This is a genomic window from Legionella sp. 39-23 (genome assembly GCF_001897665.1).
Lineage (GTDB): Bacteria > Pseudomonadota > Gammaproteobacteria > Legionellales > Legionellaceae > Legionella > Legionella steelei.
In genome coordinates this window covers 1-19,376 of record NZ_MKTO01000027.1, presented here as the reverse complement: position 1 = coordinate 19,376, position 19,376 = coordinate 1, and the positions used below count along the sequence as shown (strand labels likewise).

The following is a 19,376-nucleotide window of genomic DNA, read 5'->3' as shown; positions in this document are numbered from 1 at the left end:
CTGTTTGACGTTATCAACTATTTGCGACAAAAGTAAATAATTCATGATCTTCATTAGCCCTCATGTTTTGTAACTCTTCTTTGAGATGCGCTTGCTGATCGAATCGATGTAGCTCTTTAAGCTCAGCGTCGTTATACATACGAAATCCAATAAAGGGGGCGCGCAGCAGTCGTAGTATTACATTCATGATATTTTGAGGGGGATTTACTTTTAATACATTTTTATTCACGTTTTCCACAAAATAACCAACGGCTAACTGATATTCTGTAAGCAGGGTGTTTTTTTTAGTTGTTTCAGAAACCTGACTCAATTGTATTGCAAGGTCCTTTGTTCTTTGTAATTGCGCTATTAATTCTTTTACCGCATCAAATGGTTCTTGTAGCTGAGGAGGAAGCTTCGCATAAAGTTTGTGTTGCCTTTTAAGATATTTATTATTTTGTTGCTTTAATTCATTTAAACCAGCTTGAGCTAATTGGTAAAAATCTTCTATGTTCGCTAGGACATCTTTTAAAGTGAGTGTTGTTTCAAATTCTGCCTTTTCACCACGAAGTTTTTTTTGTAGCGCGAGAGCAAGGGTACGCAATTCTTTAATGCCCTTTTCACCTTGAGTCGCACTGATGCCAATGGTGTCGCCTGTAATTCCATGGTACTGCTTAAGCCACTGAATTTCTGCATCAGATACCTGCCATGGCAGTTCTTTATCCAATTGTGTCAAGGCAATAATAATGGGTGCTTTGGTATCCGTTTTGCGGATCTCTTTCGCATAGTACCAAGCCTCTTTATATGAGTCCCTCACAGATGGATCAATGCATATGATGTTGGTATCTGAGCCTTTTACAGTGCTAGGTATCATATTCTGTATAAATCCCATAAATTGATACCTTTTTTCTCCTGGAAGAGTGCACATTTCAAAATCAAGTCCAGACTGAAATTTTGAAACCTCCATGCCCATCGAAGGGAACGAATCTGGATGGTATTTTTTGCCTGCTAATACGGTACAGAGTTGCGTCTTACCAGAACCTGAGCTACCTAAAAGAGAAATTTTAATAGGTCGATTATTACTTTTCTCAATATTTTGTCGGGGCATAGTAAGTAAATTGATTCTTTATGATTTATTATTAGTATAATAATTTGCTTAAAAAAAAATCACAATGATTTTTGTTGTCCAATAAAACTTGAATGTGATTGTTGTGTTTTTTTGAAAAACATTGTTGCAATGGAGCAAATGAAACCAAACAGTTAAATTGATGAGGATTAGTACCTTCAAGGAGGAGTAAATGCCAACATTTACTGTCAAGCTATTAGACCGAGAAGAGGTCGCTGAAAATACAATGGCATTTACCTTTGAAAAACCGGAGGGTTTTATATTCAAAGCAGGGCAATGTGGCGACTTTACATTAAATAATCCTGCGGAGACTGATGCGGAAGGAAATACCCGCGCATTTTCGCTAACAAGCCCCCCTTATGGAAAAGAGTTAACGATAACGACCCGAGTGCGTGATACGGCATTCAAGCGTGTTTTGAAAACGCTTCCTTTAGGCTCTGTCCTGCAACTTGTTGGTCCTAGTGGCTCTTTTACCTTACATCATAACAAGTTGATTCCTGCAGTGTTTGTTACGGGCGGTATAGGGATTACTCCGGTTAGGAGCATTGTGATGCAGGCGGCTCAAGATCAGTTGCCTCAGCAAATTTTTCTGTTTTATTCAAATCGCAAGCCTGAAGAGGCTGCTTTTCTGGATGAATTGAAGTCTTTGGAGCACGACAATCCTAATTATTACTTTATTCCTACTATGACAAAAATGGCTGAATCAAGTAAAGAATGGGATGGTGAGCAAGGATATATCGATAAAAAAATGCTGCAAAAATACATCGATGATTTATCTAAGCCTATTTATTATCTATCAGGGCCTGCAGCCATGGTTACGGCAACGCGAAGTATGCTTAATGACGCAGGTGTTGATGACGACAATATTCGTGCAGAAGAGTTTCCTGGTTATTAATTGGAGCTCATTCTAGCCAGTGCTTAATAATTTATCTTTTGTCTCATCTTGTGGTATGATTGCCACTTTTTGTAGCGAGAGAACAACATGCCTTCGAGTCAATTGTCTTCTTTATGTGATCTGATTGAAAAGCAAAATACCGATCATTTCGCCAAATTTTATATGTATGCCAGTTTATTGAATACTCTGACAGCAAAAAATAAAACCTTTGCTGGTGGTTTACCTCAATATACTGGATTTTGGGGCGGAACTACGGAGTTGAATCTTGGAGGGCCTTTACCTGTTCAATTTACTAAACAGTTAGCCTTTTATGCTCGAGAGTTTGAAAATACACAACCACACTGGTCGAAAACCCTACATAATGTTGTTATGACCTATCTTCGTAAAGGAAAAATCTCCGATCTAGCCCATATTATTGATATGATGTTATTCCATCTTGCCGCGATACATGGGCGTCAAAGTCATAATAATGATATCTATAAGGACATTTCTTTTGATAAAAATAAGGAAGGGCTAACTCAATTTATTGAAAAGATTTCAGCATTGAATCACCAATTACTATCTACAGCTGATAGTGGCTGTAATACTGCACTTTCTTTATTGGCAGTTACCGCGGGATTCGTGTTGGTTTTAGCTTCTATTGCTTCTGTTTGGCCACTTGTTGTGGGTTTACCTCTCTTATTGGGTGGTGCCTATGCGACGTATCATTATGCGACTAAAGCGAAGGACCAATTCGAGCAATTGATAGCACAAGGCGATCAGATAGAAAAAATGGTGAAGGGACTAGCAGACGATGGAAAACTCAGCGTTGGTGATAAAAATCAGCTTACTTTTTTTGCTGCAGCGGTCAAACCATTACCTTACGCACTAGTGACTGCTGGTGATCAATTAGTGATGGATCAGTCTCAAAAGCAAAAAGTAACTGAGTATCGTGAAAAATTGGATAGAGCGTTTAGCATTCTCCCTAGCTAACTGCTCTCCATTTTAACGATCCTGTAAGTTGCTTGGATTACACAAACTCATTCAAAATGAGTTTGTGTATCTCCAGACAAAGTACTTTTATATTGTTCTGTTTGCCTATATTTCATTGTATGAATTAGGTATGATTGGTTTACTAATAAAAATAAATACCTGGGGCAATGATGAAAAAATTAGTTCTTATTATGGCATTATTTTCATTAAACGCATTTGCTGCTGATGAAGTAAATCCAAACTCTTATGCAAACAATAATTGTGAGCGCATAAAAGATCCTGCAGAGAGAAAAGATTGTTTGGATATTGAAAAGAACAATCAAGCACAAGAAAACTTTAGAAATTTCGAAGAAAACAGTCCAGAGTCTTACCAAGGAACGTTCTAAATTGAACGGGCAGTATTTCTCCTCTCCCGCGAAGAGTCTTCATCATATTTGTAAACTCCTTTTGCGGAAGAGGCTTGCTCTCCATTCAAATCCCTAAGTTTCCCAACTATCTAAAGAAATATTTCTTCAAATCCCTAACAAATGGTTAATTTATGAACTATATATACATATAGCAATCATTGTGTTCAGCTTCAAGGAGAGAAATATGAAACGAATAATAACATATTCAGCTTTGCTTATGTCTGTAAGCTTAGTTGGATGTAATACAATGAATAACGTCAGCCAGTACAGCAATCAAACCGTAGGAGCAGGTGTAAATTATGGTGCTCACGTAGTAGGTACTGGGGTTGGTTATGTAGCCAATACAGGGGCATTTATAGGTAATGGAGTTGGTAAGGTAGTTGATACTGGCGTTGGTGTTGTAACTGGTCATCGAGCTACTTATCACCAAGTAGGCTATACTAATAAGCATGTTGTTTATCATAATGGCCATCGCTATGTACTTAAAAATGGTCGCTATGTTCTCGTACGTTAACCCTCAATGGCTCTTTCTTAATTGATTTAAGGAGAGCCACCATTAAACCTTATAGTTTATTGAGGTTTAGACATCTAATTTCAGTTATTGTAAGGTAGTACCCTATTCTTAGGGACACTGCGTTAAGTTAAGCTTCTAATCTTTAACTGAATAGCAGTGGCTCTTAGGCAGGTCACTTCTTTTAAGTGATAAGTAAAGATTTCTCCCTTGTAATAAATTGGAAGAACATATGTCAGAGTTGAATCAGTGTTCAGTTAAGACATTATCACAATTAATTCGTGGCCGTGAATTGACGGTTTCTGAGTTACTTGATTCTTTTATTTGCGAAATAGAAAGGGTAAATCCTAAAATAAATGCTTTGATTCACACTGATTTTAGGGCTGCGCGTCAAGCTGCATTTGCTGCGGATCAGAAGCTTAAAGATTCTAATTTCGTACCTGGTGAATTATTTGGTATCCCATTTACGGCAAAGATTTATATGCTGTTCCAAACCATATTGTTACTTTTGGTACAAAAGGATTAATGAATACTTTGTGCCATCAGGAAACGACGGTTATTTCTCGTTTAATTCAGCAAGGAAGTATTTTTTTAGGTTTGACGAATACGCCGGAATTAGGACTCTCATTAGAAACCGATAATTTGGTTTATGGGCGTACCAATCATCCTATGAAACCTAATTATTCAAGTGGTGGCAGCAGTGGGGGAGAGGCTGCATTAATCGCAAGCCATGCTTCGCCAATGGGGTTGGCTGGAGATCATGGTGGTGGCGCCAGATATCCGGCTCATTGTTGTGGTGTATATACTTTACGTCCTTCATTAGGACGTTTACCTCAAACAGGGTGTGTGGTGCCGAAACGTGGTTGGGTGGCTTTAACCAGTCGCATTGCTCCCATGACCAATTGCATTGACGATTTAGACATTTTATTCCATGCGATTCAAGGAGGGGATGGTCTTGATCCTTATGCAGAACGACATGTGTCATCTAAAAAAATGAACTTTGCAAAGAATATGCGTATTGTGTATTTAGTCGACCAAAATTGTTCTGATCTGGATCCGGCAATGCCTATTGCATTCGCAGCAATATGCAGCAATTTGCCGCGGATGGAATGCAGATTGATACGATAGAAACAAAACTTTTTGAAGAGGGGATTGGTATTGCAACTCAATTGTTTCAGGCAGATGCAGGCGAAGGTTTAAATAATCTTCTGCAGACATTGGGAACAAAAGAAGTGTCTCATCAAGTACAAGCATGGTTGAATCAGCTGCCAGAAAGTCCAATGACGCTTGATCAATATTTAAAGCTTTGGGCAAAATGGGATGAATATAAGATCAAATTTTTGCAGCTGTTTCAAACGTACGATGTATTACTATGCCCCGTTTCACCCCAATGTGCGCTGCCGCATGGAGAAACACTTAAACCCAATGCGATTTGGCCGCTTATCCGTTATACAGCCAGTATTACTTTAACTGAGTGTCCAGTAGTTGTTATTCCTTGCGGCACGAATCAGCAACAGTTTCCTATAGGTATGCAAGTTGTAACCAGGCCGTGGGAAGATGAATTGGCGTTGGCAGTGGCCAAATATTGCTCATCATGGAAATAAGCTATAATAACCATTAACAATCATAGAGTGAGGAGTCTGTCATGGCTAATTATTCCCATGAGGTTATTGCTCGTATCGATACCATTTGTACTATGCCTGAGTTTTCACAAGCCGATCCCTTTATACAAGTTATTGCCACTGGAATACGCGAAAGCATTCATAATCATAAAGATATAGATACCAACACTACGATTCAAGAGTTACAACCCGGTTTAAAGCAACAGCATAAGCCATCAACAGTGATGATTGGCTCTCTTGTTGCACTGCTACAAAAAGTTAAGGATGAACGATTCCAACATGCTTTGTCTCAGCATAGTGTTTTTCATCACGAAGAGGAACAACCAAAGGAAAGACTCAGTAATGAGTCATTAAAAGTAATTACGGACAATCTAAGGACCCTGTTGGGAGATAAAGCTGAAATTACACTCATGCCCGGATATATGCATCAAATGGCTCGAAAACCACTATATTTTCTCAGTATTAATTCAAATGATGTGGATACCGTCAAAGGGCTTTTAGAACTTTATATTCCCCACTTTGATCAATCGAAAAATTTTGATGCTCAGAGCAATACTTTTTCTGTGGCATTTAAAGATAATGAGTTACTAGAATTTAATGCCGAGATGCAAAAGTTAGTCAATGCAGCGACACAAGGACCTAGATGACAAAGCATCCCACGGTATTGCAGCATCATCCGACAATTATTTCAAAGATTACGTTTTTAATGATGTGGCGGAGGTTAATGTTGCTCCCGAGCTCTCCTTTGTTTCAAAAAAGTCTTTAGACTGTTCTAAAGCAGCGAGCTGTTCTTTTAAGGCAGGCGTTAAATTATCTTCACTAATGATTGCAGGTAATTTGATGTCATATTCGCTTCCAGGACGATCCTTGGATAATGCATTATACAACTCCTGTGCTTCTTGAAATGATAAAACGTACGGATTTTTCGAACCGTCTTTTTTTTGCACAATAATCAAATATTCAGTGTCCCAATTTTGTTCATTAAAAGCACTTTCACATAACTGGCGCACCATAGAGCCTTTGACACCCATGCCTAAATATTGGATTAGTTTACGTTCTTTTTCATATTTGTCGTCCTGTGTTATTTTGTTGAATAGTTCCTGGAATTCTTTAAATAACTGTTCTGGAATTTGATTTAGTTTACTTAGGTGTTTGCTGGCTTTATAGGCTTCAATTTCTTTATATTTTTGCATTAATTCCTTGGGAATATCTCCATTAAATAAGGTATCAATAATTGCAACTTTCAATGAAAAACCAATAAATTGGTTGCAAGATACCCCTTTATTTTTACTTAAAGGAACATGCTCCTGGTTGCGCATAAAAGAACGAAATGCACGATAGAGTTCATGTTGTTCTGATAGTTTTTCAACTGCTGCCAATTCATCATCATCCAATAGATGTTGTTTGTCAGTTTCTTCTTCCATGAAAAACATCATTGCAGCGGTACTGTCAGTCTTTATCGAAGGCTCTTCCGCTTTTGCCAATTCCTCTTTAGCAGTTTCCTTTTGTTTTTTAATACGTGCATAATCTGATTGGCGTCGCTCATCAGCTAAAGTGGCATAAGGTGTTGGAAGTTTAACCTTATGTGTTTCAAACTGCTCTAAGAAGGGTGGTAATTCGATTTTAGGTAATTCAGTTTTACCTTGAGCCACCGCATCAAGTAACTGCATTATTTGCTTTTCTTGAGCAAGTAGTGCACGTAGCGCATTATTAATGGGATCGAATGTGGTTTTGTCTAAATTGGCTCTTTTTAGAATGTCTTCATATTGTTCCTTTATCATTTTGATGCTTTTGGAAATTGCTTGACTAGCCAATTGCTTATTCTCAGTGGTTTTGATATCCATTAAAAAATCGCGAGTATTATTAAACACAGAAATCAAGTGATTTAGCTCCATTTGTGCCCGGTACTCTACTGTTTTTTGTTTCAATTGAGCATATACAGTCGGATCTGCCGTTGGATCCCATTGTTGCAGCGCTTTGGCTAAATTCCTTGAGACTTTAGGGTGAGAACAATGAAACACTGCGGTTGTGCCTAAAACACCACGAGTACTCATATCCTTAATTAATTCGTGACTCCTCACTCCCTCTTGATTTTCGCCGGAGCTTGAATGATAAATTCTATTGTTATTGTAGGCCATTACATGCGAACCACTGCTATCTATGTGCTGCATGACAACTGCTCTTTGAGCTGTGTTAGTAATTTTTAAAGGATCGCTATTTTTCTTTAAACTTCCTTTATCAAGTTCTACTAATACATCACCATTTGATAAGGGCCGCATCATAAAATCCTAATGAAGAATGCTTCTAATAAGTATAGCATCTGCATGATTGATTAGGCTTTTGCGGCCGCTTAATTCCTTTTACCTGATGTTAGAATAACTTATAAAGAATATGTGCTTCTGTGCACAATTTCCTCTAGTTTTTGAGTGCTTCTAATTTCAGCGACAATGTATTCAATTAGCGATCCTTTGCATCCCAAAGGAATGTCTTTATGTACTTTTAAAACTCGATGAGTCTCATTGGTACGGTGACGTGCGTTTAATACCTCTAACTCTTCAGAATTGACTACACTACGTGCATCAGCAAGTGTTAGTAAGCGTTCATCATTTCCTATTAATCCTAATTTTCGAGCTCTGTCATTCATTTTGTCATAGTGTTTCGGAGCAGTTCCTTCCGAGAAGACCACTTCAAGGGACCAGACTCTTTTTTTGAATTCAGGATTTGTCCAGTCTTGGACATGCACGATTTCCTTTGAGGACATAAATTTACCCAGTAAGCGGCCTGGCCCCCTTACTTGAATTATTTTCGCGACATCCTCAGAAACTCTAAGTGCCCAATTATCTTCGTTGCTCGCGCCAACAATGACGGTTATTTCATTATTATTTGCCGCAGTTGCCTTAATCGGATGATATTTTTCTCCTTCCTCTAACTGCTGGATCTGTCTTCTTGTATAGCTATCAAACATTTCTTCATTTAAGAATAAATGTTTTTGCGGGACTGTATACACTTTAGGTAATCCTGTTACCCAAATGTACCCTTTACATGGAATAATCGATATTCCTGCAGCATAAGGTCTTACTGTGAACTTACAGGGAGAAGTAGAAAAAAAGAATCTACTGTTATTGCTCACGAGGTAATCCACCAAATCATGGCTTGATGCTTTTTTTCTTTGTACAGAAGACATTCCCAGAAAGTCGGTAGTCATTGCCTCATGTACTTCTTTAGTTCCTTCTGTTCCTCTAAAAATAAAGTCTGTTCCTGATGGGAGGCTTTCGTGTAATTGAGAAATACCCTCATTTATTTCTATTGCTGTTAACTTAGGATAAGTTGTATCTAACTTATCAGGATAAAAAAGCGAAGTATTCATTTTGTTCAAAGATGCTAAAACACTTCTATTAAAAGTTTTTAGCGGATTTAAGTGTGATAATCGTGCCAACATTGCTAGGTACCCCGATGTAATTCTATATTTTTAATTAAGCAGACTTATTGATGGTCTTAGTGTTTTAAAAAGGATCATACCAAATAAAGTTTGTTTTGTTGACTTAAAAATGGGATTTTTAAAGGCATTTTGTAGCTTTAATGCGATCCATGTTTCTTTTGAATGCATTTTTATTTTATAAATGAGCTTTTTGCGCAAGTTGTATGCGCTCATTGAAGCAGGGAAAATACACCCTTTAGTTAAAGGGTGTTGTTGTTAAATTGAAGGAGTCTGAGATAGCCCTTCGTTAGTTGTGGGTTTTGTGTCTCGTGGTGCATACAGGCCATAAGGAGATAATGCGGATTTACTGGCTCCAAGCTTTAGACCATCTAAATGCTTTTTGAATATTTCGAAGTTTGCTTCATGTTCTGTATCGATTATAGGAAAGACAATATGTTGAAAATTTCCTGCTCGCTTTTCAATTTCTTCACGATAGACCTGAGCAACAATATCAGGATAATTTTTAAAACTTCCACATCCCCATGCACCCAAAATAGCGTCAGTTTTTCCTTTAAGTATCAAGGTATCCAGTTGAGCGCCTACTCTACGACTCAAATCTTCAGCATATAGCTTATCACTGGGTTCGATTGTTTTTCCTATGAGCTCAGGAGCAGCTGATCTGAGTTCATAAAAAGGGAATATTCTGTTTTTGGGAAGGAATTGGTAGCTCAAATCAGCATCAGCAACAAATGCGTGTTTTGATGAGAATCCTTCTTCAGCTCCTGTTGGCACAAACACTTCTGCACCACGAAAACAAATCTGAGGTTGATCCCCCATAAAGACTTTATAGGCTTCCGGAACTTTTACTCCTCGTCGTATACCCAAAGCCTGCAGTTCTTCAGGCGTCATTTTTTCTTGTGCGCTTAAGAGTTTTCTGGTGTTCTCATCATAGAGGAAGCATTTTCGTGCTGCATCATAATAAACTCCCTTAGACAGTAATGTTTGGGCACAAGTTGAACGATGCCATATATTTTCTTCCTGAGCATCCCCTCCTTCTAGAACAGCACCACCAGGAAAGAAAGAACTAGCCATGTTCAGTACAGGATATATTTTTCCATGTTTCATGGTGGCATCTAGGGCAGCATCTCCGAAGTCTTGGTGAACCACCTCAACTTTTTGAGGAGGGGTTTCTTTACTTTTTTCCCATAGTTTTAAATTATCTGATGCATGGAGTTGCAGTTCAGCCAGTTTCTCTTGATCGATAATATGGTCCAATGTTAAGCCCATACTTTGATGACGCCAGCGAGATCCAGAAAGCGTGCCCACAATAAAACCCGGTTTGTTGTCGTAATGTGCTTCTTTTATTCTCATGAGTGGAAGGGGCTGGGGCTTGCCTGTATGACGTAATTCTCGTAATGCTCTCATAGATAGCTTCCTTTGTTTTTTGTCGCTTCCAGGTGTTTTGGAGACAGATAATCCTAAAATTGTGGATACAAATTAAACAATATGAGCTATATTTTACAGTATTTCTTTTTTTGTGTCATCATTTTTGTTTCAAATGTGATGTTATTGATTAAAATGCCTTTAGAAAAAAAGCAAGTAGAAGATGTAGAGCCCATTGGCATACTGTTGCTATGACACTCAAGTTTGTGTCATAGCAACATGATCGAATTTTAAAAACGCCTGTGTTTTTTCCTCTGTTTAATGCTGATTTAGCCTGTTTATTATCGATGATGCCGATAATAGCGATGATGCCTGTAATGATATTTTGCTGGGCGTACTTTATGATAATGCCGATAGTGATGACCGTAGTGTCTATAGTGGTGCCCATAATGATGACCATAATGATAGCCGTAGTGATATCCATTATTGGCTAGGGCAATGGTACTGGCACTCATTAATAATCCGCCTAAGAGGATTGTTCTTATTTTCGTCATGTAAAACCCCTTTTTAATAATCCATGTATTTATTTTAGCTTAATTTAAACTTTGTGCCTAAATATTGATCTCTTGAGGCGCTATTCATGAATTAAAAAAATGCATTGAATAAAACAACCAGCCATGTGAAAGGATTAAATGATGCAATTTGAGGGGGTAAAAATCCGTTCAAAAGGAAAATTGAATTAATTTATAAAACAACGATTATATGGTACTTTGGGACATCTCCAATTTTGAGATTTAATGGCGAGGGCCTCGTGACATTAAGATGTCTCATTTAAAAGGAATCTGATTTGGAAAAAATCCTTAGATGTGTTCCGCTTCTTTTATTACTGCTACCACTCATTTTTTGTGAGAGAGGATGGACTACCCAAAGAGCGCCGCTTTTGAGTGATTTTATGCGAATTAAGACAGTCAACGAACCTGATTTATCGCAAGATGGGAAATGGGTGGTTTACACAGTAGAGGAAAATGTTAGTAAAAAGGAGTCAATACGAAACATCTGGTTGGTGTCGTACGATGGGAATGTTTCAAAACAACTTACGAACAGCAAAAAAGAAAGTAATTATTTGCCTAAGTGGAGCCCTAATTGTCAATGGATTGCTTTTGTATCCGAGCAAGGTGATACAAAGAGCCTTAAATTATTCAATAGAAAAAGTGGCCAAATTATCCAATTAACAAATAACCAGTATGAGGTAAGTGATTTCACTTGGGCTCCCGACTCCCAAAATATTGCGTTTATTGGACATAAAATAGAAGGTGAAAAAGAATCTAAAACCAATCCTATAGTGATTACGCGATTTCTCTTTAAAAAAGATAGGGAGGGGTATCTGGGTGAAAAGCGAACACATCTTTATCGTATCGCAATCCAAAGTAAACACATTGAACTGTTGACTCCAGGTTCCTATGATGAATGGGCTCCAACTTGGTCTCCTGATGGAAATTATATTGCTTTTGCGTCGCAAAGAGCAGCGGAATCGGATAGAAGTTTTAGTTCGGATGTGTATGTGATCAATACAAAATCCAGAAGTAGCGCGGTGCAATTAACGCGTTCCCCTGGGGCTGAAATGGATCCGGAGTGGGAATCTGTGCCTTCATGGAGTCCTGATAGCAGTCAAATTGTTTATTTAAGTAATAGTAATCATTCCCATATTTATGCTCCGACACAATTAGCTGTTGTTGATTTAACGAATCATCGAGAGAAGATTGTTGCTCCTGAGGATCGTTGGTTTACCAAACCCAAATGGTCTGCAGATGGTAAAAAAATATATGCATTAGTTGAAATAAGTAGAAATACACATCTCAGTGAAATTGATGTGCGTACTGGTACTGTTAACGCATTAACTCATGGAGCGGGTGTGGATAGTAATTTTTCAGTGGCAAATCAACGCATCGTAGTCATTTCTTCGAATGATCAACATCCACCAGAACTTTTTGCTGTAGAAAATATCCTAAGGCCGCTTACTCACCATAATCAAAAACTTTTAGAGCAAGTAAAATTTTTGCCGGTAGATGATATTGAGTTTAAGAGTACTGATGGAACTGTGATTGAAGGGTTATTACTAAAGCCAGCACATTACAGAGCAGGCAATCAATATCCTGCAATTTTAAATTTACACGGAGGGCCAGTATATCAGTTCAGCCATGATTTTAATTTTGATTGGCAATGGCTCGCCGCTCAGGGATATGCAATTATAGCTCCAAATCCGCGAGGAAGTTCTGGAAGGGGATATGATTTTTCTAGAGCGATAAATGCAGATTGGGGTGACTTAGATGTCAAAGATGTTTTAGCTGCGGTTGATTATGTAATTAACAAAGGTATTGTGGACCCTAATAAATTGGCCGTAGGTGGTTGGAGTTATGGTGGTATGCTTACTGATTATGTTATTGCCAGTACATCACGTTTTAAGGCAGCAGTCAGTGGGGCAGGTACTGGCAATATCTTGGGAAATTATGGTGTAGATCAATATACGCTAGAATATGAAACGGAGCTGGGGAAACCTTGGCTAAATGCCCAAGCTTATTTAAAAGTAAGCTACCCATTGATGAAAGCAGATAAAATCAAAACACCTACTTTATTCATGTGTGCCAGTTTGGATTTTAATATGCCATGCATTGGTTCCGAACAATTGTATCAAGCCTTAAAATCACAAAATATACCAACCCAACTCATCATTTATCCCGATCAATATCACACCCTTGATAGGCCCGACTTTCAAATGGATCGTTTAAAACGATTTAAGGAGTGGATAGATACCTATCTTAAGAATGTAGAAAGATTCAAAACACACAGCAAATAAATTTTATAATGATGATTGTGATTGGCTTGAGTTTAATTAGTGCCAAAATTTTGAAGTTTATAAATGAGCACTATTAATCAATTCAAAGGAAAGAGCCTCACGCACCCTTATCTTTTAGTGCATTCGTGGCCTGTATGACTCCTCCTCTTGAAGATTGTCTAATATTTGTTCCGCCTGTTCTGCATTAATCAGTCCTTTCTGCTGTATTTCCTTAATAAATTCCATGGCTTGCTCAGTAGTATCAAATACAAAAATAACTAGATTTTTTCCCTTATATTGTTTTAGATGCTCTTTTTCTTCTTCAGACATGTCTTGATAATGTTGGCTTTTTTTAAACTCATCTAAACTATCATAAGCTTGAGGCTGAGCGTTTTGTTGCTCCATAAATTGGTTATAGAACTCGGCAAGCTTCTGTCTTTTTTCATCATCGTCAAGGCTAAGAACTATAGGTTTAGTCATAATAAAATCTCCAAGTTTAAATAGTATAAATATTAACTTCACCATGTATTAATAATACTCACAAAGAGTCAAATTTACTTGTTTTTTACGAAAATAATTCAAATACAAAAGAATATTTAAACCTCTTTATATCAACATCAAAACTGGTCAAAGTGATTCTCTATAGGCTATAAATATCTATAGGGCGTTTAATTTGTCTCTGAAAAAGAGAAAGAGTTCTTATGGGCAAAGAAAAACGGAATATTCTTTACGTTGATGATGAAGTGAATAATCTTACGGCCTTTGTCGCTACATTTCGCCGCAATTTCAACGTATACACTGCTACTTCTGGACGCGAAGGTATGGAGATTATGCGTCGCAATAACATTCAAATTGTTATTACTGACCAAAGAATGCCAGAAATGACGGGAGTGCAGTTTTTAGAGTCGATTATTCCTGAATATCCCAATACGATTCGGATGATTTTAACCGGTTTTACTGATATTGAGGCAATTATTAAAGCCATTAATACCGGTCGGGTATTTCGTTATATTACCAAGCCATGGGATCCGGTGGAATTAAAGATTAATATTGATACCGGTTTGAAAATGCTAAATCTGGAAGAAGAGCGCTTGTCTTTAATTGAACAATTGAATCAGGAAGTGTTATATCAAAAACGAATTATGGACTTATTTCAAAAATATGTGCCTAAAGATATAGTCAATGAAATTTTAAATGGTCAGGGGGAAGACTCCCTAACTCGTGGCGAATACCGTATTATTTCCGTCATGTTTGCCGACATTCGTCAATTTACCTCATTATCAGATAAATTGGGTTCAGTTAAAACCGTTGAACTTCTTAACGCTTATTTTGAATTAATGACCGAAAAAGTACGAGCGCATCATGGATGTGTTAATAAATTAATTGGCGATGGAATCTTAGCTTTATTCGGTGCACCGGTGTCTCATATTGATAATCAGCTCAATGCGGTCTTCGCAGGATTAGCAATGATTGATGCCTTAAAAGAGTTCAACGATACCTATCGTAGTGAAATAGGTCATGATATTACTATGGGAATCGGTATTAATACGGGCGAAGTAATCACTGGAAATATAGGCACTAGTGAGCATATGGAGTATACCGCTATTGGCGATACGGTGAATACTGCATCACGAATAGAGGCGCTGACTAAAGATAAACCCAATACTTTGTTGATTAGTGAAACGACGTATAAGCCCATTTCTAATGAAATTCTGGTTGAAGAGTTAGAGCTACAAGTGATACGAGGCAAGGATGAAAAAATCAAACTCTATAGAGTACTTGGAAAGAAAACATGAGCCTCAATACCATAAAAACTTGGCGGTTCTGGTACCAGAATATAATCACCGCTTTTCTTTATACATTAGGGGGGCTTGCAAGTAATATTTGGACTGTTCCAAACACCATGGTGACACCACTTTGGCTCCCTTCGGGTATCGCTCTAGCGATGGTGCTTTGGTATGGAAATCATGTTGTTCTTGGTATTGTGATCTCCGAGACCATCGTGACCGCCGTGTTAGGCAATATAGTGTCCTGGCAAAATTGGTCTGCATCGATCATCATCGGGTTTGGGGCAGGACTTCAGGCCATTTGGGCTGGCAAGTTCATTCAATACTATACCCATACCAAAACCCCATTCTATACCGTTCACGATATCCTGTTATTTATATTCGGGGCTAACTTTTTGATATCTCTTACGAGCAGTACTATAGGCTTAGCGGCGCTCTTTGTATTTGAGCTTATTAAACCAGATTTCGATTTAATTTTAGACAATTGGTTTGTTTGGTGGATTGGTGATGTTGTTGGTATTATTGTGATGACGCCACTTATCATGACGTGGTACCAAAAAAAATTCACATTTCATTTAAAACGCTTTATTGAATATATCATTTTAGTTATTTTGCTAGGTTGTACTATCAGCATGATTTATATGTTGCATTATCCTTTAGCCTATATCTTAATTCCTTTTAGCGTATGGTCTGCAGTACGGTTTAGTACACGGTATGCAACAATCATTGCTTTTTTAATATCAATTTCGATCATTTGGCTTGAAATACATGGTTATAAGGAGTTTCATACAGCGGACATTTCAACCAGCTTGTTATTTTTGCAAGCGTTTGTTGCGGTGATATTTTTTACTACTTTAGTTTTATCTGCGCTAATTACCGAACGTAGAAAAGCACAAAACGATCTCCTGCTGGCAAATATGGAGTTGGAATCACGTGTAGAACAACGCACCCAAGATTTAAATGAAAAAAACCTGCAGCTCAATCATGCGTTAGATACATTAAAGCAGGCAGAGTCTCAATTAATTCAAGCAGAAAAAATGTCTTCCTTAGGGGTGTTAACTGCAGGAATTGCACATGAAATTAACAACCCAGTTAATTTTATTTCCGCTAATATCGGTCCCTTAAAAAATGATATTGCAGAAATTATGCAACTATTAAATAAATATGCAGAAATTACCTCTGACACCTCAATAAAAGAGAAATTACGTGGGATTAATCAATATAAAGAGGAAATCGATCTACCATTTACCTTGCAAGAGACGCATGATTTACTTGATGGTATTGAGGAAGGTGCACGACGCACAGCAAATATCGTGAAAGATCTGCGTACTTTTTCTCGGCTTGATGAAGGTGCATTGAAGCGAGTTAATATTCACGAAAATATCGATTCCACTTTAACCTTGTTGCACAATCAATTTCGTGACCGAATCATTATCAAGAAAAACTATGGCGATATTCCTGAAATCGAATGTTTTTCTGGAAAAATTAATCAAGTATTTATGAATATTCTTATCAATGCGACACATGCAATTTCTGATCAAGGTGAAATTACAATTACCACGAGCCAAGAAAATGAGCATATTTTGATTCGAATTCGCGACACAGGTACTGGTATGAGTAAAGAAACAATAGCTAAGATTTTTGAACCTTTTTTTACGACTAAGCCTGTTGGAAAAGGGACTGGTTTAGGTTTATCCATTTCATATAGCATTATTCACGAACATCATGGAACTATTTCAATTAATAGTACTCTTGGAGAGGGAAGTGAATTTATTATCACTTTGCCTATAAAGCATACCCCTGGAGGTTAGTTAGGTAGTTTTTCCTGAAGGGAACGACCGAAATATTTTTGATAAAGAGTTAAATATGTTCCATCAGTTTCTATTGCTAATAGCGCCTTATTAATTTTATCAATTATGGCGGCATTTTTTTTAAGGGCAATGATTCCATATCCGTTTCCCAAAGTAATAGGTTTCCCCACCAGTTGAAAGCCTTTAAGCGTGTTGTTGAGTAGGTATTTGGCAACATTTTCATTTAACAAGGCTGCATCAATATCACGATTATTGAGTGCTAATATTAGTGTTGTAATTTTAGGATACACCTTAATATTTTTTTGGGAAGTATATTGTGGCAGAACATTATATTGCAGTAAGGTTGCTTGCATTACGCCAATTTTCTTGTTTTTAATATCATCGATTGAATTGATATTTGAGTTCTTTAGTGACACAAATTGTCCATTGCTTGTTATATAAGGCATACTGAACTGATATTGTTCTGAGACATCAGGAGGTATTGGGCTTGCCAAAAAAGTAACGTCAATAGTACCTGTCTGCAAATCATTTAATTGTGTTTCAAAATCAGTTGCTTTGTAGACACATGGTTCATTAATGCGTTTGCATATCTCATTCATCAGGTCAACAGCAAAACCAAAATAATGATTATTAGTATCGACTGATGAAAAAGGTGGGGCAAATTTTAAAATACCTATGGTGAATGGATTGGCGTAAGTAAAGAGGCTCGTCACTAAGAGGGTTATAAAAACAAGATACTTAATAAGCTTCATGTTGTGTGCCCATCCCTTTATTTATTTAAACTCTAGATGGTTAGAATCGGGTTGTCAATCAAGTAGTTAATGGATTCCCATTTATTCACAAGAACATTTTATGTGCAATAATTGTACTATAATCAAATCATCAAGAGCATTATCAGATAAAGATTGTTTATCTGAACTTCTCATGCGTCTTGTAGAACGGTGCTGGCTGATTGAGAAGCACGTATAAATTTTTCAATTGAACGATATCGAAATATTAATCCAACGGGCATTATGGCCGTTTTTATTTCGTTGTAACTCAGTTACTCTATGAGAATTTTTCCTGATGATTGATTTATCAGAAAAATCTTGATTTTTGCCTTCACACTCATCATAGTGCCTACGTCCTGTACTTGAGACTTGAATATGAGGTTGGGTCCTTGGCCCAACAGAGCCAGTATCATGTGACTCAGTGGTGTTGGCCAAAGTCTAAGTTACCTGCAGACAACTCTAATCCAATAGATAACTAATACATTCTGACAAGGAGTATCATAAATGGGTTACAAATTTCGCCTAAGTTGTGTGTTGTTATTGAGTGTGCCATCACTCTTATTTGCAGATGATACACTTGTTTTTGCGGTTGATATCATTCGCCATGGTGATAGAACACCAATTATTCCACTTCCAGCATCAAATTATCACTGGCGGGAAGGTCTAGGCCAGCTAACTGCTGAAGGCATGCAGCAAGAATATAAGATGGGGATGGAGTTCCGTAAAAAATACGTGGAACAAGCCCATTTGTTACCTGAGCACTATGAACAAGGAAGTATGTATGTTCGCTCTACGGATTATGAACGGACGTTGATGAGCGCCGAGTCTTTATTAATGGGATTATATCCATTGGGTACAGGACCGAATACTACAGGATCTTCCTCTCCCGCTTTACCTAATGCATTTCAACCTATCCCAATTTTTAGTGCACCATCCAAATATGATGAGGTGATTATCCAGCAAGTAAACCCTGCAGAACGCGCAAGACTAATGGAACAATATGTGTACTCAACGAAAGAGTGGCAGCAAAAAAATGCAGAACTCCAAGATAAGTATCCAGTTTGGAGCGCACTTTTAGGCGCACACATTAGGAGCTTGAATGATCTCCAATTACTTGGTGATACTTTGTATATTCATCAAATACATAATGCACCAATGCCGGTTGGCTTGAGTGCTCAAGACGTTGAAACAATTATCAATGCCAGTAACTGGGCTTTTATGGCACAAGAAAAACCACAACAAGTAGCAACGGCTTATAGTACGAAGCTCATGACTAATATTGCTAATTATCTCAATAGCGGTAGTCAGAAAAAAACGAAGCTTAAGTATGTTTTATTATCTGCTCATGATACAACCATTGCTGGTGCCTTGAGCTTTATGGGGGCTCCTTTGGAAATCGCTCCGCCGTATGCTTCAAATCTTAATTTCTCGCTTTATGAACGTGATGCCAATTATTACCTTGTAAAAATTACGTATAATGGACAGCCTGTTTCTATTCCTGCTTGTGGGGGAGATACGTGTGAACTACAACAATTTATAAATTTGGTGAACAGTCCTAGAAATACTTCCATTTAATTTCAGGCTAGCTTGGGTTGCGCTTCGCGAAGGATCTCCTCTCGTAACATGGTGCTACAAATGGGGATCCTGCGCTTTACTCGGGATGACGGTAGGCTGGGCTGTTAAGCCCAGCGTTTGTTGAGTTCAATGTCCATCATGAAAACCATCACTGTACTCTCAATTAACAAGTAACAACTTTCATGCATTAGCATTGTTACATGCTGGGCTTATGCAGTGTATAGACCGGGGACATCCCTGACATATGTTCGGGGACATAGTTGACACTTTACAATGGCATATTGATT

General features: G+C 37.8%; 19 protein-coding genes. 12 read left to right on the top strand and 7 right to left on the bottom strand.

Going from position 1 to position 19,376, the window contains the following annotated elements:
• Positions 1-13 precede the first annotated feature (13 nt).
• Positions 14-1,087, bottom strand: coding sequence for a P-loop NTPase family protein (locus BGO44_RS10505; protein WP_058512224.1), 1,074 nt, complete (start codon positions 1,085-1,087; stop codon positions 14-16).
• A gap of 190 nt (positions 1,088-1,277) precedes the next feature.
• On the opposite strand from BGO44_RS10505, the gene BGO44_RS10500 reads away from it, so the two are divergent.
• From BGO44_RS10500 to BGO44_RS10465, 8 genes are all read left to right on the top strand, one after another.
• Positions 1,278-2,000 carry a ferredoxin--NADP reductase gene (locus BGO44_RS10500; RefSeq protein WP_058512225.1) on the top strand — a complete coding sequence of 241 codons (723 nt, stop codon included), beginning with the start codon at positions 1,278-1,280 and terminating at the stop codon, positions 1,998-2,000.
• Between the two features lie 87 nt (positions 2,001-2,087).
• Complete coding sequence (locus BGO44_RS10495) at positions 2,088-2,972, top strand: hypothetical protein (RefSeq protein WP_058512226.1); 885 nt, start codon at positions 2,088-2,090, stop codon at positions 2,970-2,972.
• Between the two features lie 167 nt (positions 2,973-3,139).
• Positions 3,140-3,358, top strand: coding sequence for a hypothetical protein (locus BGO44_RS10490; RefSeq protein ID WP_273200135.1), 219 nt, complete (start codon positions 3,140-3,142; stop codon positions 3,356-3,358).
• A gap of 205 nt (positions 3,359-3,563) precedes the next feature.
• The gene (locus BGO44_RS10485; RefSeq protein ID WP_058512227.1) at positions 3,564-3,893 is read left to right on the top strand and encodes a hypothetical protein; all 330 of its coding nucleotides are present in this window, start codon (positions 3,564-3,566) and stop codon (positions 3,891-3,893) included.
• Between the two features lie 229 nt (positions 3,894-4,122).
• Positions 4,123-4,416 (top strand): amidase family protein, encoded by a 294-nt coding sequence (locus BGO44_RS18675; protein WP_273200131.1) that lies wholly within the window; start codon positions 4,123-4,125, stop codon positions 4,414-4,416.
• Positions 4,338-5,018, top strand: coding sequence for an amidase family protein (locus BGO44_RS18670; protein ID WP_333663585.1), 681 nt, complete (start codon positions 4,338-4,340; stop codon positions 5,016-5,018). The genes BGO44_RS18675 and BGO44_RS18670 overlap by 79 nt, the downstream gene beginning before the upstream one ends.
• Positions 5,000-5,494 carry an amidase family protein gene (locus BGO44_RS18665; protein ID WP_273200128.1) on the top strand — a complete coding sequence of 165 codons (495 nt, stop codon included), beginning with the start codon at positions 5,000-5,002 and terminating at the stop codon, positions 5,492-5,494. Before BGO44_RS18670 ends, BGO44_RS18665 begins: the two co-directional genes overlap by 19 nt.
• 41 nt (positions 5,495-5,535) lie before the next feature.
• A complete protein-coding gene (locus BGO44_RS10465; RefSeq protein WP_273200127.1) occupies positions 5,536-6,159 on the top strand; it encodes a hypothetical protein in 624 nt (207 codons plus the stop codon).
• Between the two features lie 48 nt (positions 6,160-6,207).
• On the opposite strand, the gene BGO44_RS10460 is transcribed toward BGO44_RS10465, so the two are convergent.
• The 4 genes from BGO44_RS10460 to BGO44_RS10445 form a co-directional block, all read right to left on the bottom strand.
• Positions 6,208-7,794: a hypothetical protein gene (locus BGO44_RS10460; RefSeq protein ID WP_273200124.1), complete on the bottom strand. Its 1,587-nt coding sequence runs from the start codon at positions 7,792-7,794 to the stop codon at positions 6,208-6,210.
• Between the two features lie 98 nt (positions 7,795-7,892).
• Complete coding sequence (locus BGO44_RS10455) at positions 7,893-8,879, bottom strand: hypothetical protein (RefSeq protein ID WP_157070789.1); 987 nt, start codon at positions 8,877-8,879, stop codon at positions 7,893-7,895.
• Between the two features lie 327 nt (positions 8,880-9,206).
• Positions 9,207-10,355 (bottom strand): poly(ADP-ribose) glycohydrolase domain-containing protein, encoded by a 1,149-nt coding sequence (locus tag BGO44_RS10450; RefSeq protein ID WP_058512233.1) that lies wholly within the window; start codon positions 10,353-10,355, stop codon positions 9,207-9,209.
• A 299-nt stretch (positions 10,356-10,654) separates the two neighbouring features.
• On the bottom strand, positions 10,655-10,867 hold the full coding sequence (locus BGO44_RS10445; RefSeq protein ID WP_157070790.1) for a hypothetical protein: 213 nt from the start codon (positions 10,865-10,867) through the stop codon (positions 10,655-10,657).
• Positions 10,868-11,265: 398 nt separating this feature from the next.
• On the opposite strand from BGO44_RS10445, the gene BGO44_RS10440 reads away from it, so the two are divergent.
• Positions 11,266-13,167, top strand: a complete 1,902-nt coding sequence (locus BGO44_RS10440; RefSeq protein ID WP_273200121.1) for a S9 family peptidase — start codon at positions 11,266-11,268, stop codon at positions 13,165-13,167.
• Between the two features lie 114 nt (positions 13,168-13,281).
• Here BGO44_RS10440 and BGO44_RS10435 read toward each other — a convergent pair whose 3' ends face one another.
• Complete coding sequence (locus BGO44_RS10435) at positions 13,282-13,626, bottom strand: hypothetical protein (protein ID WP_273200118.1); 345 nt, start codon at positions 13,624-13,626, stop codon at positions 13,282-13,284.
• 221 nt (positions 13,627-13,847) lie between these two features.
• Here BGO44_RS10435 and BGO44_RS10430 point away from each other — a divergent pair, with 221 nt between their 5' ends.
• The gene (locus BGO44_RS10430; protein ID WP_058512236.1) at positions 13,848-14,942 is read left to right on the top strand and encodes an adenylate/guanylate cyclase domain-containing protein; all 1,095 of its coding nucleotides are present in this window, start codon (positions 13,848-13,850) and stop codon (positions 14,940-14,942) included.
• Positions 14,939-16,744, top strand: coding sequence for a sensor histidine kinase (locus BGO44_RS10425; protein ID WP_273200115.1), 1,806 nt, complete (start codon positions 14,939-14,941; stop codon positions 16,742-16,744). The genes BGO44_RS10430 and BGO44_RS10425 overlap by 4 nt, the downstream gene beginning before the upstream one ends.
• Here BGO44_RS10425 and BGO44_RS10420 read toward each other — a convergent pair.
• Positions 16,741-17,496: a transporter substrate-binding domain-containing protein gene (locus tag BGO44_RS10420; RefSeq protein ID WP_058512238.1), complete on the bottom strand. Its 756-nt coding sequence runs from the start codon at positions 17,494-17,496 to the stop codon at positions 16,741-16,743. The genes BGO44_RS10425 and BGO44_RS10420 overlap by 4 nt on opposite strands.
• A gap of 522 nt (positions 17,497-18,018) precedes the next feature.
• On the opposite strand from BGO44_RS10420, the gene BGO44_RS10415 reads away from it, so the two are divergent.
• The gene (locus BGO44_RS10415; RefSeq protein ID WP_058512239.1) at positions 18,019-19,089 is read left to right on the top strand and encodes a histidine phosphatase family protein; all 1,071 of its coding nucleotides are present in this window, start codon (positions 18,019-18,021) and stop codon (positions 19,087-19,089) included.
• The last annotated feature ends 287 nt before the right edge of the window (positions 19,090-19,376 follow it).

What these genes read in the sequence shown, in the direction of transcription:
- BGO44_RS10505 (WP_058512224.1), bottom strand. Translation starts at nt 1,087, where the DNA reads ATGCCCCGACAAAATATTGAGAAAAGTAATAATCGACCTATTAAAATT.
- BGO44_RS10500 (WP_058512225.1), top strand. Translation starts at nt 1,278, where the DNA reads ATGCCAACATTTACTGTCAAGCTATTAGACCGAGAAGAGGTCGCTGAA.
- BGO44_RS10495 (WP_058512226.1), top strand. Translation starts at nt 2,088, where the DNA reads ATGCCTTCGAGTCAATTGTCTTCTTTATGTGATCTGATTGAAAAGCAA.
- BGO44_RS10490 (WP_273200135.1), top strand. Translation starts at nt 3,140, where the DNA reads ATGATGAAAAAATTAGTTCTTATTATGGCATTATTTTCATTAAACGCA.
- BGO44_RS10485 (WP_058512227.1), top strand. Translation starts at nt 3,564, where the DNA reads ATGAAACGAATAATAACATATTCAGCTTTGCTTATGTCTGTAAGCTTA.
- BGO44_RS18675 (WP_273200131.1), top strand. Translation starts at nt 4,123, where the DNA reads ATGTCAGAGTTGAATCAGTGTTCAGTTAAGACATTATCACAATTAATT.
- BGO44_RS18665 (WP_273200128.1), top strand. Translation starts at nt 5,000, where the DNA reads ATGCAGATTGATACGATAGAAACAAAACTTTTTGAAGAGGGGATTGGT.
- BGO44_RS10465 (WP_273200127.1), top strand. Translation starts at nt 5,536, where the DNA reads ATGGCTAATTATTCCCATGAGGTTATTGCTCGTATCGATACCATTTGT.
- BGO44_RS10460 (WP_273200124.1), bottom strand. Translation starts at nt 7,794, where the DNA reads ATGATGCGGCCCTTATCAAATGGTGATGTATTAGTAGAACTTGATAAA.
- BGO44_RS10455 (WP_157070789.1), bottom strand. Translation starts at nt 8,879, where the DNA reads ATGAATACTTCGCTTTTTTATCCTGATAAGTTAGATACAACTTATCCT.
- BGO44_RS10450 (WP_058512233.1), bottom strand. Translation starts at nt 10,355, where the DNA reads ATGAGAGCATTACGAGAATTACGTCATACAGGCAAGCCCCAGCCCCTT.
- BGO44_RS10445 (WP_157070790.1), bottom strand. Translation starts at nt 10,867, where the DNA reads ATGACGAAAATAAGAACAATCCTCTTAGGCGGATTATTAATGAGTGCC.
- BGO44_RS10440 (WP_273200121.1), top strand. Translation starts at nt 11,266, where the DNA reads ATGCGAATTAAGACAGTCAACGAACCTGATTTATCGCAAGATGGGAAA.
- BGO44_RS10435 (WP_273200118.1), bottom strand. Translation starts at nt 13,626, where the DNA reads ATGACTAAACCTATAGTTCTTAGCCTTGACGATGATGAAAAAAGACAG.
- BGO44_RS10430 (WP_058512236.1), top strand. Translation starts at nt 13,848, where the DNA reads ATGGGCAAAGAAAAACGGAATATTCTTTACGTTGATGATGAAGTGAAT.
- BGO44_RS10425 (WP_273200115.1), top strand. Translation starts at nt 14,939, where the DNA reads ATGAGCCTCAATACCATAAAAACTTGGCGGTTCTGGTACCAGAATATA.
- BGO44_RS10420 (WP_058512238.1), bottom strand. Translation starts at nt 17,496, where the DNA reads ATGAAGCTTATTAAGTATCTTGTTTTTATAACCCTCTTAGTGACGAGC.
- BGO44_RS10415 (WP_058512239.1), top strand. Translation starts at nt 18,019, where the DNA reads ATGGGTTACAAATTTCGCCTAAGTTGTGTGTTGTTATTGAGTGTGCCA.